14 protein-coding genes are annotated in these 14,461 nt (G+C 61.3%); 9 read left to right on the top strand and 5 right to left on the bottom strand.

The features are described 5' to 3' along the window. The first annotated feature begins 206 nt into the window (after positions 1 to 206). From rfbC to ACA057_RS01250, 4 genes are all read left to right on the top strand, one after another. Positions 207 to 752 (top strand): dTDP-4-dehydrorhamnose 3,5-epimerase, encoded by a 546-nt coding sequence (gene rfbC, locus ACA057_RS01265; RefSeq protein ID WP_497345347.1) that lies wholly within the window; start codon positions 207 to 209, stop codon positions 750 to 752. A gap of 105 nt (positions 753 to 857) precedes the next feature. Beyond that, complete coding sequence (locus tag ACA057_RS01260) at positions 858 to 2,666, top strand: sensor histidine kinase (RefSeq protein ID WP_497345345.1); 1,809 nt, start codon at positions 858 to 860, stop codon at positions 2,664 to 2,666. Then, positions 2,663 to 4,057: a sigma-54-dependent transcriptional regulator gene (locus ACA057_RS01255; RefSeq protein ID WP_497345343.1), complete on the top strand. Its 1,395-nt coding sequence runs from the start codon at positions 2,663 to 2,665 to the stop codon at positions 4,055 to 4,057. Before ACA057_RS01260 ends, ACA057_RS01255 begins: the two co-directional genes overlap by 4 nt. A gap of 40 nt (positions 4,058 to 4,097) precedes the next feature. Then, entirely contained in the window at positions 4,098 to 4,553 is a 456-nt protein-coding gene (locus ACA057_RS01250; RefSeq protein WP_497345341.1) for a YiiD C-terminal domain-containing protein, read from the top strand. Between the two features lie 161 nt (positions 4,554 to 4,714). On the opposite strand, the gene cysQ is transcribed toward ACA057_RS01250, so the two are convergent. Both cysQ and nudE read right to left on the bottom strand, forming a co-directional pair. Then, entirely contained in the window at positions 4,715 to 5,542 is an 828-nt protein-coding gene (cysQ, locus tag ACA057_RS01245; RefSeq protein ID WP_497345339.1) for a 3'(2'),5'-bisphosphate nucleotidase CysQ, read from the bottom strand. Beyond that, positions 5,539 to 6,105 carry an ADP compounds hydrolase NudE gene (gene nudE / locus ACA057_RS01240; protein WP_401356776.1) on the bottom strand — a complete coding sequence of 189 codons (567 nt, stop codon included), beginning with the start codon at positions 6,103 to 6,105 and terminating at the stop codon, positions 5,539 to 5,541. Before nudE ends, cysQ begins: the two co-directional genes overlap by 4 nt. A gap of 90 nt (positions 6,106 to 6,195) precedes the next feature. Between nudE and yrfG the strand changes: the two genes are divergently transcribed. Continuing rightward, positions 6,196 to 6,858 carry a GMP/IMP nucleotidase gene (gene yrfG / locus ACA057_RS01235; protein WP_076029028.1) on the top strand — a complete coding sequence of 221 codons (663 nt, stop codon included), beginning with the start codon at positions 6,196 to 6,198 and terminating at the stop codon, positions 6,856 to 6,858. Positions 6,859 to 6,926: 68 nt separating this feature from the next. Here the strand turns inward: yrfG and lysM are convergent, their stop codons facing one another. Beyond that, positions 6,927 to 7,367, bottom strand: coding sequence for a peptidoglycan-binding protein LysM (gene lysM / locus ACA057_RS01230; RefSeq protein ID WP_497345336.1), 441 nt, complete (start codon positions 7,365 to 7,367; stop codon positions 6,927 to 6,929). Between the two features lie 136 nt (positions 7,368 to 7,503). Between lysM and ACA057_RS01225 the strand changes: the two genes are divergently transcribed. The 4 genes from ACA057_RS01225 (at position 7,504) to ACA057_RS01210 (ending at position 12,436) form a co-directional block, all read left to right on the top strand. Beyond that, positions 7,504 to 8,391 carry a LysR family transcriptional regulator gene (locus ACA057_RS01225; protein ID WP_497345334.1) on the top strand — a complete coding sequence of 296 codons (888 nt, stop codon included), beginning with the start codon at positions 7,504 to 7,506 and terminating at the stop codon, positions 8,389 to 8,391. 92 nt (positions 8,392 to 8,483) lie between these two features. Further along, entirely contained in the window at positions 8,484 to 9,323 is an 840-nt protein-coding gene (gene fdhD / locus ACA057_RS01220; RefSeq protein ID WP_497345332.1) for a formate dehydrogenase accessory sulfurtransferase FdhD, read from the top strand. Continuing rightward, complete coding sequence (locus ACA057_RS01215) at positions 9,320 to 11,668, top strand: FdhF/YdeP family oxidoreductase (RefSeq protein ID WP_497345330.1); 2,349 nt, start codon at positions 9,320 to 9,322, stop codon at positions 11,666 to 11,668. Before fdhD ends, ACA057_RS01215 begins: the two co-directional genes overlap by 4 nt. 282 nt (positions 11,669 to 11,950) lie before the next feature. After that, positions 11,951 to 12,436 (top strand): glycine zipper domain-containing protein, encoded by a 486-nt coding sequence (locus tag ACA057_RS01210; RefSeq protein WP_497345328.1) that lies wholly within the window; start codon positions 11,951 to 11,953, stop codon positions 12,434 to 12,436. A gap of 68 nt (positions 12,437 to 12,504) precedes the next feature. Here the strand turns inward: ACA057_RS01210 and ACA057_RS01205 are convergent, their stop codons facing one another. Together ACA057_RS01205 and ACA057_RS01200 are read right to left on the bottom strand one after the other, a co-directional pair. Then, positions 12,505 to 12,936 (bottom strand): acyl-CoA thioesterase, encoded by a 432-nt coding sequence (locus tag ACA057_RS01205; RefSeq protein ID WP_497345326.1) that lies wholly within the window; start codon positions 12,934 to 12,936, stop codon positions 12,505 to 12,507. 174 nt (positions 12,937 to 13,110) lie between these two features. Further along, positions 13,111 to 14,337 (bottom strand): 3-hydroxyacyl-CoA dehydrogenase, encoded by a 1,227-nt coding sequence (locus tag ACA057_RS01200; protein ID WP_497345324.1) that lies wholly within the window; start codon positions 14,335 to 14,337, stop codon positions 13,111 to 13,113. Positions 14,338 to 14,461 lie beyond the last annotated feature (124 nt).

The raw sequence follows: 14,461 nt of genomic DNA, 5'->3' as shown, positions 1-14,461 counted from the left end.
CGACGATCAAATGTGGGGGCGGGCTTGTTCGCGAAGGCGCCGGGCCAGTCGCTATCAATGTCGAATGACACACCGCCTTCGCGAGCAAGCCCGCTCCCACAAGGGGATTTGTGGTGTTGCTGGAAGGGCATTCAACAGTACAAACCGTTATGCTCTTCCCCATTAATTGCCATGCGCATCCTCAACACCTATTGCTGGAGACAAGCATGAATGTAGTGACCACCGAACTGCCCGGCGTCCTGATCTTCGAACCCGAGGTATTTGGTGACGAACGCGGTTTTTTATACGAGAGCTTCAACGCCAAGGCGTTCGAAGACGCAACGGGCCTTAACACGACGTTCGTTCAAGACAACCATTCCCGATCCCAGAAAGGCGTGCTGCGCGGCCTGCATTACCAACTGCAAAACACCCAGGGCAAACTGGTTCGCGTCGCGGTTGGCGAGGTGCTCGATGTGGCCGTGGACATCCGCCGCAGCTCGCCGCACTTCGGCCAATGGGTGGCGGTGCGTTTGTCTGCCGACAACCGACGCCAGCTCTGGGTGCCGGAAGGTTTCGCCCATGGTTACCGGGTAGTGAGCGATGTCGCCGAGGTCCTCTACAAAACCACTGACTACTACACCCCGGCCGCCGAGCGCAGCCTTCGTTGGGACGACCCGGACCTGGCTATCGATTGGCAACTGGACAAGGCGCCGCACATATCGGCCAAGGATCAAGCCGCGCGCTTCTTGAAAGATGCCGACGTCTTTTCCTGAAACGCTGTGTGAAGCTTCGGCGCAAAACGCGCCCGCTAAAGGGTGCGCAGACTGCGCCCGCAAGCCTAGGCATAATGCGCCTGTACCCACAGGCGCCCGATGCTCATGACTCCGACCCTCCCACGCAGACCCCGCTGGCGCAGCCTGGCCCTGCTCGCACTGTGCCTGGCGCCGTTGCTGTGGCCGCTGGAGCATCTGGCCGAGCGTTATTACCGCAGCGAACTGGCCGGGCAGAACCGGCAGACCCTCGACCTCTACGTCGCCAACCTGCTGGGCACCCTGCACCGCTACGAAGTGTTGCCGCAGATCCTCGGCGAATTACCCGCCCTGCGCGCGACACTGGCCGCACCGGATGACGGCGTGACCCAAGGAAACGCCAACCGCCTGCTGAAGAACATCAGCGCCCAGACCGGCGCCGAAGTCATGTACTTGATGGACACCACAGGCAAGACGCTGGCGGCGTCCAACTGGGACAAACACGACAGCTTCGTCGGCCGCAATTTCGCCTTTCGCCCTTATTTCAGCGAAGCCATGGCCGGGCGCCTGGGGCGCTTCTTCGGCCTCGGCACCACCTCGGCCAAACGCGGTTATTTCTTTGCGGCGGCGGTACGTGATCGAGAAAAAATCATCGGCGTGCTGGTGGTCAAGGTCGACCTGGACCACACCGAAAGCCTCTGGGGCAAAACCCCGGAACAGCTGTTGGTCACCGACCACAACGGCGTGGTCATTCTCACCTCGCGGCCGGAGTGGCGATTCCGTTCGACCCGCCCGCTGAGCGACGTAGAGAGCCAGGCCATCACCGCGATTCAACCCTATCCGACTCGTGATCCCAAGCCGCTGAATCTGATCCCCGACGCCTGGCTGACCCAGACCCGGCAGATCGACGAAACCGGCTGGAGCGTCAGCATTCTTGCGCCGCGCACGCTGATCGATCGCCCTGTGCGTACGGTCGTTGCCATCGGTGGCGCGACGCTGCTGGTGTTGATGCTGTTGCTCGGTTTGATGATGCAGCGTCGCCGCCATTACCTCGAACGGATCGCCTTCGAAGCCAAGGCCCGTCGCGAACTTGAAGGTCGGGTGGCTGAGCGCACCAGTGATCTCGAAGGCCTCAACCGTCGCCTGAAACAGGAAGTGCTGGAGCGCGAGCATGCCCAACAAGAACTGGTGCGCGCTCAGGATGATCTGGTGCAGGCCGGCAAACTGTCGGCGTTGGGCACCATGTCGGCGAGCATCAGCCACGAACTGAATCAACCGCTGGCAGCGATCCGCAGTTACGCGGAAAACGCCGAAGTGCTGCTCGATCATCAACGCACCGACGACGCGCGCGGCAACCTCAAGTTGATCAGCGAACTGACCGGGCGCATGGCGTCGATCATTGCGCATTTGCGCGCCTTTGCCCGCCGTGATCGCCACGCTCCGGAAAGCGTCGCGCTGCAACCGGCACTGGACGATGCCCTGGCCTTGCTGGCCAAGCGCCGACGCAGCATGGAAGTCGAGTTGATCCGCGATTTGCCGGCCGCCACCTTATGGGTCGAGGCCGGGGAAACCCGTCTGCGTCAGGTGCTGGGCAATCTGCTGGCCAACGCCCTCGATGCCCTGACGGAAAAAGGCCCGCCGCGTAAACTCTGGTTGAGTGCCCAATCCACCGCCGACGGCGTCACTCTGTACATTCGCGACAACGGCCCAGGCTTTTGTATGGAAGCCCTCGGCCGCGCCAGCGAGCCCTTCTACACCACCAAGACCCGCACGCAAGGCCTTGGTTTGGGATTGGCCATCTGCGAAACCCTGATGCGCGCCTTCGGGGGTGAACTGTCGTTCTCCAACCACAAGGAAGGTGGCGCCCTGATTACCCTGAAGTTGCGCGCAGGCGCACCGGGTGTGAGCCTGCAACCGTCCGAGGACCGAAGTGCATGACCATCGATAACCGTGTTCAGGTCGTGTTGATCGACGATGATCCCCACCTGCGTCAGGCCCTGAGCCAGACGCTCGACCTCGCCGGCCTGAAAATCCTCCCGCTGGCTGAAGCCAAGGGTCTGGCCGGGCAACTGGAGCGCGACTGGCCCGGCGTGGTGGTCAGCGACATCCGCATGCCAGGCATGGACGGCCTCGAATTGCTGACTGAACTGCACGCCCAGGACCCGGAGCTGCCGGTGCTGCTGATCACCGGTCACGGCGACGTGCCGCTGGCAGTGCAAGCCATGCGCGCCGGGGCGTATGACTTTCTGGAAAAACCCTTTGCCAGCGACGCCCTGCTCGACAGCGTGCGCCGCGCATTGGCCTTGCGCCGACTGGTGCTGGACAACCGCAGCCTGCGACTGGCCCTCAGCGATCGCAACGAGCTGAGCACGCGCCTGGTCGGGCAATCGGCGCCGATGCTGCGCCTGCGCGAGCAGATCGGCGCATTGGCGGCGACCAAGGCCGACGTGCTGATCCTCGGCGAAACCGGAGCCGGCAAAGAAGTCGTGGCCCGGGCGCTGCACGATTTGTCGAGTCGGCGTAACGGTCCGTTCGTGGCGATCAATGCCGGCGCCCTGGCCGAATCGGTGGTGGAAAGCGAGCTGTTCGGTCACGAGCCGGGCGCCTTCACTGGCGCGCAGAAGCGTCGCATCGGCAAGTTCGAATTCGCCAATGGCGGCACGTTGTTCCTCGATGAAATCGAAAGCATGAGCCTGGATGTGCAGGTGAAATTGCTGCGCTTGCTGCAAGAGCGGGTGGTCGAGCGCTTGGGCGGCAATCAGTTGATCCCGCTGGACATCCGCATCATCGCCGCGACCAAGGAAGACCTGCGCCAGGCCGCCGATCAGGGGCGCTTCCGCGCCGACTTGTATTACCGCCTGAACGTCGCGCCGCTGCGCATTCCTCCACTGCGCGAGCGCGGCGAAGATGCGCTGATGCTGTTCCAGCATTTCGCCGACGAAGCCAGCGCTCGCCACGGTTTGCCGCCCCATGAGTTGCAACCGGGGCAACGCGCCCTGCTGCTGCGCCACACCTGGCCAGGCAACGTACGCGAACTGCAGAACGCCGCCGAGCGCTTTGCGTTGGGCCTGGAACTGGCTTTGGACAACAGCGCACCGGACGGCGCGAGCGGAACACTGGTCGAGATGGTGTCCGGCGGGCTCAGCGAGCAAGTGGAAAACTTCGAAAAAACCTTGATCGCCGCCGAACTGGCGCGCGCTCACAGCTCCGTGCGCAGCCTCGCCGAAGCCCTCGGCATACCGCGTAAGACCTTGCACGACAAACTGCGCAAGCACGGGCTGAACTTCGCTGACAGCGGCGCCCACCCTCACACCGACGAACTCGATTGAGCTACCGTCAACCCATCATCTGCATGCAAGAGGCCCGTGAATGAACCGCGACAGTCGTCACCTGGAATCCGTCCTCCATCGCGACATTCCTCTCACGAAGGACATGGGCGTCAAGGTGCTCGACTGGCACGACCAGCATCTGCGCCTGTACTTGCCGCTGGAAGCCAACGTCAATCACAAGAGCACCATGTTCGGTGGCAGCCTGTATTGCGGCGCGGTGCTGGCGGGTTGGGGTTGGTTGCATTTGCGTTTGCGCGAGGAAGGCATCGAGGACGGACACATCGTGATTCACGAAGGACACATCAGCTATCCGCTGCCGGTGACCACCGACGCGACGGCCATTTGCCACGCGCCGAGTGCGGCGGTGTGGAAGAAGTTTTTGGCGACGTATGAGCGCTATGGCAGGGCGCGTTTGACCCTGCATACGCGGGTGGTGAATGCGGGGAGTGAGGAGGATGCGGTGAAGTTTACCGGGCAGTATGTGTTGCACCGATAGGCCCCTTCGCGAGCAAGCCCGCTCCCACAGTTGATTTACGTCGCGCACACAGTTTGTGGCCACTCGAGATCAAATGTGGGAGCGGGCTTGCTCGCGAAGAGGCTGCACAGCAGCCGCCAATCAGACAATGTGATTTAACGTATTGAATCCAGGTTTAAAGCTCAGGAGCGCGCGAGTTCCAACAACTTCTCCCGCCACGCCGCCTTCGCCGGCAACGCCAGAAAAAACTCATTCAGCAGCGATTCCCGCGCCGGATAACAAAACGGCTGACCGCTCAAATCCAGCACCTCGCCACCGGCGCCTTCGAGCACGCCTTGTGCCGCCGCCGTGTCCCACTGCGAAGTCGGCGCCAACCGCGGATAACAATCCGCCGCCCCTTCCGCCAGCAAACAAAACTTCAGCGAACTGCCAATGTTGGCCAAATGCAGTTCACCCAGACTGTCGCTCAGCCCGGCCAACAAACGCTCCTGCTCAGGGCTGGAATGCCGACGACTGGCAACGACGGTGAACGCCTCGCCCGCTGCCGGCACGTTGCGCACCTGAATCGGCGACGGCTGCGCATCTTTATCGCCACGCCACGCGCCCAGGCCCGCGCCACCGACGTAGAATCGCCCGTTGGTCGGCATCGACACCACGCCAAACACCACGCGCCCCTGCTCGATCAGCGCAATGTTGACGGTGAATTCTTCACTGCCGGAGATGAACTCCTTCGTCCCGTCCAGCGGGTCTACCAGCCACCAACGCTGCCACCCGGCGCGCACGCTCTGGGGAATGTTGGCGTCTTCTTCGGACAGGACCGGGATGCTTGGGTCCAGCGCTGTCAGCCCGGCCAGAATCAAGTGGTGAGCGGCCAGGTCTGCGGCGGTCACCGGCGAATCATCGGCCTTGGTGGTCACTGCCGTGCCGGTGCGCCAGAACGGCAGGATCGCGTCGCCAGCCTTCAAGGCCAGTTCCACCACCGGCGCCATCAACGGATGAGGGAAATTCATGGCAGGAACACCCCACGCTGAGTCAGCAGATCACGGGCCAGGTACAGCGCCGCCAAGGCACGACCCTCAGTGAATCGCGGGTTCTGCGCCAGGGCGGACAGCTCACGCAGGTTGATCTTGTCCACGCCCATCGGCTCCGGCTCGTCGCCTTCAAGGCGCTCCTCGTACAAGTCGGTGGCCAGCACCACCTGGATCTTCTGGCTCATGTAACCGGGCGACAACGACAACTCGGTCAGATGCTCCAGTTGCCGCGCGCCATACCCGGCCTCTTCCTTGAGTTCACGCTCGGCCGCCGCCAGCACGTCTTCGCCCGGTTCGATCAGGCCTTTGGGCAGGGACAATTCATACTCATCAGTGCCGCCGCAATACTCTTCGACCAGCACCGCGTGGTCCGCGTCGAGCATCGCCACGATCATCACCGCGCCATACCCGGCGCCTTTGCCGACCAACCGCTCGTAAGTGCGCTCTACGCCATTGGAAAAGCGCAGCTTCAGCTCTTCGACGCAGAACAAACGGCTGGTGGCGACGATCTCGCGGGCGAGTATGGTGGGTTTCTGGCGCATGAGCGGCTCCTTGGCGATAGCGGGTTACTATACCCGGCCTATCCTGATTGTTGACCTCGGATATCTTTTTTACCGCTGGAGAAGTTTTTTATGTCCCTGCTGCCCTGGCGCGACATCGACACCGTTTTGCTGGACATGGACGGCACGTTGCTGGACCTGCACTACGACAACCATTTCTGGATGGAGCACCTGCCCCAGCGTTATGCCGAGTTGCACGGGGTGAGTCGGGCGATGGCCGAAATGGAGTTGCAGCCGCTGTTCGAACGTAATGCCGGTCAGTTGCAATGGTATTGCCTGGACTTCTGGAGCGCCGAGCTGAAACTGCCGGTGCGTGAACTGAAACTGGAAACCGCGCACCTGATCGCCCTGCGCCCGGATGCCGATACCTTTCTGGCGGCGATCAAACAGGCCGGCAAGCGCGTGGTGCTGATCACCAATGCCCACCGTGATTCGCTGTCGTTGAAGCTGGAAAGAATCGAACTGGCGCCGTACTTCGAGCGCTTGATCAGCTCGCATGACTACGGGTTCGCCAAGGAGAATCCGCAATTCTGGGATGCCTTGCAGGCGGATATCGGTTTTGACCCGGCGCGTAGCCTGTTTATCGACGACACCTTGCCGATTCTGCGCAGTGCGCGGAATTTTGGCGTGGCGCATTTGTTGGCGGTGAGCGAGCCGGACAGCCGCAAAGGGCCGAAGGACACGGCGGAGTTTGCGGCGGTTGGCGATTACCGGGAATTGATTGCAGGGCTTTGAGACCGAGTCGGCTGCTTCGCGGGCAAGTCGGATCGCCGCCCGCGAAGGCCATCACACGGTCTTGAACCTTACTCAGGAATCCGCAACGACTGCCCCGGATAGATCTTGTTCACATCCTTGAGCATCGGTTTGTTCGCCTCAAAGATCTTTTGATACTTGTTGGCATCGCCATACACACGCAGGGAAATCGCGCTAAGCGTGTCACCCTTCACCACTGTCACAAACACCGCAGCCTTCGCAACCGGTCCGGTCACCGTGATCTGGTCATCCACGCTACCGACACCGGCGATATTGCCCACGGCCAGCAGGATTTTTTCCTTCTCTTCCTGGCTTGCCACTTCACCCGTCACGGTGACCTTGTCGCCATCCACCGTGGCCTGCACATTCGGGCTACCCAGGCCGACCTTGCTGATGTGTTCCTTCAACTGCTCGCTGGCATTAGCATTGCCAGGCGTCAGCAGATCGATAAGCTTTTCGCCTGCTTCTTTCACAAAGCTAAAAATACTCATGGTGCATTCTCCTTGGGAATTGGGTTCCAGACGCAAAAGCCTAGACCACGCCTGCCACTCAAGGTTACGAGCCGACCAATGACGCCGCCTATCCCCAGGCGCTAGAATCCGGGCCTTCACGCGCCCTGGAGCGAAGATGGACATCAAGCAGCTGAAATTCCTCATCGCGCTCGACGAAACCCGACATTTCGGCCAGGCCGCCGCGCGCTGTCACATCACCCAACCGACCCTGTCCATGCGCCTGCGCAGCCTCGAAGAAGAACTCGAACTGCCTCTGGTCAACCGTGGTCAGCGCTTTGAAGGTTTCACCGCGCCGGGTGAACGGGTGCTGGCCTGGGCCCGCACCGTGCTGGCGGCTTACGACGGTTTGTACGCCGAGGCGGCCGCCTGCCGGGGCAATCTGGTCGGTACGTTGCGCCTGGGCGTGGTGCCGCTGTCGAGTTTCGATCCGCTGCCGCTGATGCAAAGGCTGCACGCCGAGCACCCAAACTTGCGCTTCGAACTTTCGGCCCTGAGTTCCGAGCAGATCCTCGAACAACTGGCGAACAATCGCCTGGACCTCGGCGTGTCGTACCTTGAGCGCCTGGACGGCGAACGTTTCGATTCCCTGTCTTTCAGCGAAACCCGCATGGGCCTGCTCTACGATCAGCGCTTTTTCAGTTTCGGCGAAGCGCCGCTCAGTTGGGAGTCGCTGATCGAACTGCCGCTGGGCATGCTCACCAGCGGCATGCATTTTCGCCAGTCCATCGACCACAACTTCCACAGCCGCGGCCTCACCCCACAGCCGTTGTTGCAGACCGATGCCGTCCACCAATTGTTACAAGCGGTGCATGGCGGACTCTGCTGCGCAGTGATGCCGCTCAACGGCGGCCTGGAAAACCTCACCGATCATTTACGCCTGCAACCCATCGAAAACGCCCAGACCCTCGCCCGGCTGGGGCTGATCATGCGGCGCAGCGCTCCGCGTTCGGCGCTCGCGGAAGCCTGTTTCGCGATTTTTCAACAATCGCTGCCGGAGTCTTGATCGACGGCATCTATCGGCAGATCAGTAATAGCGATTAGACGCGACATGTTGACGCGCCTAGGCTTAGAGCTAATCAAACCGTCGGTGATGCCATGAACGCCAAGCGCCCAGCCTGCGCGGCGCCTGCCCTCCAAACGCCAGCGCCCGCCGCCAGCCAAACGTACAGCTACAGCAACCTCCCACACAGCGCATCGGACAGCACCGCGCTGGCCGAGGAAGTCGCGCTGGCGATTGCCTATAACGGCATCAGCCAGGCGGTGATGCTGGTGACACCGTCGGACCTGGAAGACTTCATTGTCGGTTTCAGCCTCGGCAGCGGCATCATCGAAGACGCCGCCGACATCTATGACCTGCAACTCAGCGGCTCGGGTTCGGCGCAGTACGCGCAAGTGACCATCGCCAACCGCGCCTTCTGGAACCTCAAGCAGCAGCGTCGGCAAATGGCCGGCACCAGCGGTTGCGGGCTCTGCGGCGTGGAAGCGGTGGAACAGGCATTGCCCGACCTCAAAGTGTTGCCCGGCGCCCCCTTGCCGCCCGCCGAATGGCTCGATGGCCTGCGCCAGCGCATCGGTGCGTTCCAGCCACTTGGCCAGTACTCCGGCGCGGTGCACGCGGCGGTGTTCATGAACGCTCAGGGCGAATTGCTGCTGGGTCGCGAAGACATCGGCCGACACAACGCGCTCGACAAACTGATCGGCGGGTTGATCCGGCAAAAGATCCCGATGACCGGCGGATTGGTGATTGTCACCAGCCGTTGCAGCCTGGAATTGATCCAGAAAGTCTTGCGCGCAGGCATCCAGACACTCGTCAGCCTGTCGTCGCCCACGGGCCTTGCCGTGCAATGGGCCCGTCGTCACAACCTCAACCTCATCCATCTGCCCCAGAAGAATGCACCGCGGGTTTACAGCCCAACGTTGGAGAACCAAGCGTGAGTCAACACCGTCAAGCCGACCAGACACCCGTCCCTCGCTATAAGCCCTACAAAGGCCCAGCCGGTGGCTGGGGCGCACTGATCAGCGTCGCCCAGGCGTGGCTGACCAGCGACAATGCGCTGAAAAACCTGCGCATGATGCTCAAGACCAACAAGAACGGCGGCTTCGACTGCCCCGGTTGCGCCTGGGGCGATTCCAACGAAGCCGGCATGGTAGCGTTCTGCGAGAACGGCGCCAAAGCGGTGAACTGGGAAGCGACCAAACGCCGTGTCGACGGCAAGTTCTTTGCCAAACACAGCGTCACTCAGCTGCTGGAGCAGAGCGACTATTGGCTTGAATATCAGGGCCGCCTGACCGAGCCATTGAAGTACAACGCCGAAACCGATCGCTATCAACCGATCAGCTGGGACGATGCGTTTACCCTGATCGCCAAGCATCTGCGCGGCTTGTCGAGCCCGGATCAGGCCGAGTTCTACACCTCGGGGCGGGCCAGCAACGAAGCGGCGTTTCTCTATCAATTGTTCGTGCGCGCCTATGGCACCAATAATTTCCCCGATTGCTCGAACATGTGCCACGAGGCCAGCGGCGTGGCGTTGGCGCAGAGCGTCGGCGTCGGCAAAGGCACCGTGACCTTCGACGACTTCGAACACGCTGACGCGATTTTCGTCTGGGGCCAGAACCCCGGCACCAACCACCCACGGATGCTCGAACCGTTGCGCGAAGCGGTGAAACGCGGTGCGCAGGTGGTGTGCATCAACCCGCTGAAAGAGCGCGGCCTGGAACGCTTCCAGCACCCGCAACACCCGCTCGAAATGCTCACCAACGGCGATAAACCGACCAACACCGCGTATTTCCGCCCGGCATTGGGCGGCGACATGGCGATCATGCGCGGCATGGCCAAGTTCCTGCTGCAATGGGAGCGCGATGCGCAGAAAGCGGGTGAGCCGGCCGTGTTCGACCACGACTTCCTCAATGAACACAGCGTCAACGTGCTGGAATACTTGGGCATCGTCGATGACACCTCGTGGGAGCAGATCGTCGAGCAATCCGGCCTGCCCCTTGTCGAGATCGAGCAAGCCGCGCGGATGTATGCCAAGGGCAAGAACGTGATCATGTGCTGGGCGATGGGCATTACCCAGCATCGCCATTCGGTGGCGACCATCCAGGAAATCGCCAACCTGATGCTGCTGCGCGGCAACATCGGCCGGCCAGGCGCCGGCCTTTGCCCGGTGCGCGGCCACAGTAACGTGCAGGGCGACCGCACAATGGGCATCAACGAGCGTCCGCCAGTGGCGTTCCTCGATGCCCTGGAGCGTCGCTTCCAGTTCAAGGTGCCGCGCGAAAACGGCCATAACGTGGTCGAGGCGATCCATGCCATGGCCGAAGGCCGGGCAAAAGTGTTTATCGCCTTGGGCGGCAACTTCGCACAGGCCACGCCGGACAGTCCGCGCACCTTCCAGGCCTTGAGCAATTGCGACTTGACCGTACAGATCAGCACCAAGCTCAACCGCAGCCACCTGGCACACGGTAAAGACGCGCTGATCCTGCCGTGCCTGGGTCGGACCGACATTGACCGGCAAACCGAAGGCCCTCAAGCGGTGACCGTCGAAGACTCGTTCAGCATGGTCCACGCCTCCAACGGCCAGTTGGAGCCGCTGTCGAACCAGATGCGCTCGGAGCCAGCGATTCTTGCCGGCATCGCGGCCGCCACGCTGGGCAGCCATCCGGTGGATTGGAACTGGCTGGTGGCCGACTATCGCCGTATCCGCGACCTGATTGCCGACACGATCCCCAACTTCAAGGACTTCAACGAGAAGATCAAGAATCCGGGTGGCTTTTACCTCGGCAACAGCGCCGGCGCGCGCAAGTGGAACACCCCGTCAGGCCGGGCCAATTTCCGCCCGAACCAATTGCCCAAGCACCTGGTACACGAGCGCACTCGCGCCACGGGCGTATTGCCGGACCTGATCATGCAATCGATGCGTTCCCACGATCAGTACAACACCACAATCTATGGCCTCAATGACCGCTATCGCGGCGTGAAAGGTCAGCGAGATGTGTTGTTTGTGAACGAGGCGGACATCATTCGTTTGGGCTTCAAGCCTGGGCAGAAGGCGGACATCGTGTCGATCTGGGACGATGGCGTAGAGCGCCGCGTGAAGGGCTTCACGCTGCTGGCATTTGATATTCCTGCGGGGCAAGCGGCGGCTTACTATCCCGAGGTGAATCCGCTGGTGCCGCTTGAGAGCACTGGGGATGGCAGCCATACGCCGACGTCGAAGTTTGTGGCGATTCGGTTGGAAATGGCGAGTGCGACGGGGTTGATCATGGCCAAGTCGGCTTAACGCGGCAGCGGGTCTGGCCTCTTCGCGGGCTTGCTCGCGAAAGCGGTGGCTCATTCAACGAAACTTCCGAATCCAGAACTTTCCAATCGCCCACAAAAAAGGCCGTTTTCTAACAAAAACGGCCTATCCGAAGTAGCTAAAGACCGGCGAAAAACACTTAAGTTCCGCCCAAAAAACAGCAACTTATAGAAATGTGCTCAAGTCGTGTTACTCGTCGGATTTCGATTGTCAGCACCCTGACACAGCCTCAGGATCGCGCCGTCATCCCCTTGAGGTTCCTCTATGAAGTTCTCCTCGATTCTCTTGTTGTCCCTTGGCCTTGTCAGTGGCTTCGCTTCTGCCGGCGGCACCACCGAAGCAGGTGTGGGCGGCGCATTGGGCGGGGTTCTGGGCTCGGTCGTCGGTCAGTCACTAGGCGGCAATACAGGTTCCACCATTGGCGCGGCCCTGGGCGGCGCGGGTGGTAGTGCCGTCGGCGCAGACAAACGCAGCCGTGGCGAAGCCGCCATTGGCGGTGCGTTGGGCGCAGCGGGCGGTAACGTGGTTGGCCGTAGCGTGGGCGGCACCACCGGCAGCCTGATCGGCTCCGCAGCAGGCGGCGGCGCCGGTGGCGCGCTGGGTAACTACATGGGCAACAAGAGCGATGACGACGATGATCGTCGCTCCTATCGTGGTGGCCGTGATGATCGTCGCTACTACCGTGACGGCCACCCGGGCCGTGGCCATGCCTATGGCCACCGCAAGCATAAACATCGCTATCGCGACTGAGGCTTGATCGCCTCGTGTACCGGTAGATCAAAAAATCGCAGCCCCAGGGCTGCGATTTTTTTTGCCTGTCAAACCACCAACCGCTCCAACGCCCCGCGTAGCCCGGCAGGAATGGCCACCGGCTGATTCGATAAACGATCCACAAACACATGGACGAACCGCCCCGCAGCGCAGGCTTCGTCATCCCCTTGCTTGAACACGGCCAGTTCATATTGAACGGAGCTGTTACCCAACTTGCCCACCCGCAGACCAATCTCGATGCGATCCGGAAAAGCGATCGACGCAAAGTAATCGCAGGCCGAACTCACCACGAAACCCACGACTTCACCGTCATGAATATCCAGCCCGCCCACTTCGATCAGGTAGGTGTTCACCGCCGTGTCGAAAAAGCTGTAGTAGGTGACGTTGTTGACGTGCCCGTAGGCGTCGTTGTCGTGCCAGCGGGTGGTGATGGGCTGGAAGTGCGGGTAGTCGGTGCGTTGGGGCATCGGGTTGGACATCAGTGTCGATTCCTGGAGTTGGATTGCCAGTCTAAGGCGTAAACCGCGTCATCGTTCATCGCGAGCAGGCTCGCTCCCACATTGGTCTCGGTCGAGCACAAACTCTGTGCCCACTGAAGATCAACTGTGGGAGCGAGCCTGCTCGCGATGAGGCCCTCACAGGCACCCTAGAAATCACATGTCAGCAAACCCCTTTCCGGCTGCCGCCAACTCGCCAATCAACCGCGCCGGTTTCCACTGATCACCCTGCCTCGTCTCCAGCGCCAGCAAGCGCTGATGAATATCCGCCAACCCCTGCTGATCCGCCCAGGCCATCGGCCCGCCCTTGTCCGCCGGAAAGCCGTATCCATTCAGGTAAACCAGATCGATGTCATGGGCCGACCCGGCAATCCCTTCCTCGAGGATCTTCGCCCCTTCATTGACCAGCGCCAGCAAACAACGCTCTAGAATCTCCTCAGGCCCGATCTCGCGGCGCTGGAAGCCCAACCCTTCGCTGACCTGCAGCACCAGCGCATCGACCTCTACATCGTGCTCAGCCTGGCGACTGCCCGGTTCATAGTGGTAATAGCCGTTGCCACTCTTCTGGCCGAAACGCCCCAGTTCGCACAGACGGTTATCTACCTGCACTTCCGGCGCATCCTGACCTTTGCCGGCCAACTCCCGAGCACGCCATCCCAGATCGACGCCGACCACGTCGTACATACGGAACGGCCCCATGGCAAAGCCAAAACCTTGCAGCGCCGCATCAACCTGATAGGGATAAGCACCTTCAAGCAGCATCTTGCGCGCTTCGAGCACATACGGTTCCAGCATGCGGTTGCCGATAAAACCGTGACAATTGCCCGCCACCACGCTGACCTTGCCCATGCGTTTGCCCAGCTCCAGCGCGGCATCAAGCACCGCTGGGGCGGTTTGCGCACCGCGAACGATTTCCAGCAGTTTCATGATGTGCGCCGGGCTGAAAAAGTGCAGGCCCAGCACCTGCTGTGGACGGCGAGTGGCCGCAGCGATGGCGTCGATATCCAGCGCCGAGGTGTTGCTGGCCAGAATCGCCTCAGGCTTAAGCAAACCATCCAGTTCACGGAAGATTTTCTGCTTGAGCTCAAGGTTTTCGTACACCGCTTCAATCACCAGATCGACCTCGCGGATCGCCGCGTAGTCGGCAGTCGCCGTTACCCGCGCAACACGCGCATCAGCCTCGACCTGATCGATCCGCCCCTGCTTTACGTTGTGGGCATAAGTCTCGGCCACGGTGGCCAATGCCTGCTCAAGCATCTGCGGATTGTTATCGACCCATTGCACCGGCACCCCGGCGTTGGCCAGGCACATGACAATGCCACGGCCCATGGTGCCCGCGCCGATCACGGCGGCGCGCTGAATGTTGAACGGTGTCTGGCTCATGTTGTGTTCTCTTGTTGGCGATCCAAAGACAGCCCTCACCATAGTCAGCCACCGGGCTTTTTTGAAATTTATTCCTGTGATGAGCGACATTCAGCGGATGGATGTAGCCGCAGGATCATCGCAA

The sequence above is a fragment of the Pseudomonas sp. LBUM1661 genome (assembly GCF_059695925.1).
Note: the sequence above shows the minus strand (reverse complement) of the source record. Positions and strands in the feature narration are given on the sequence as shown.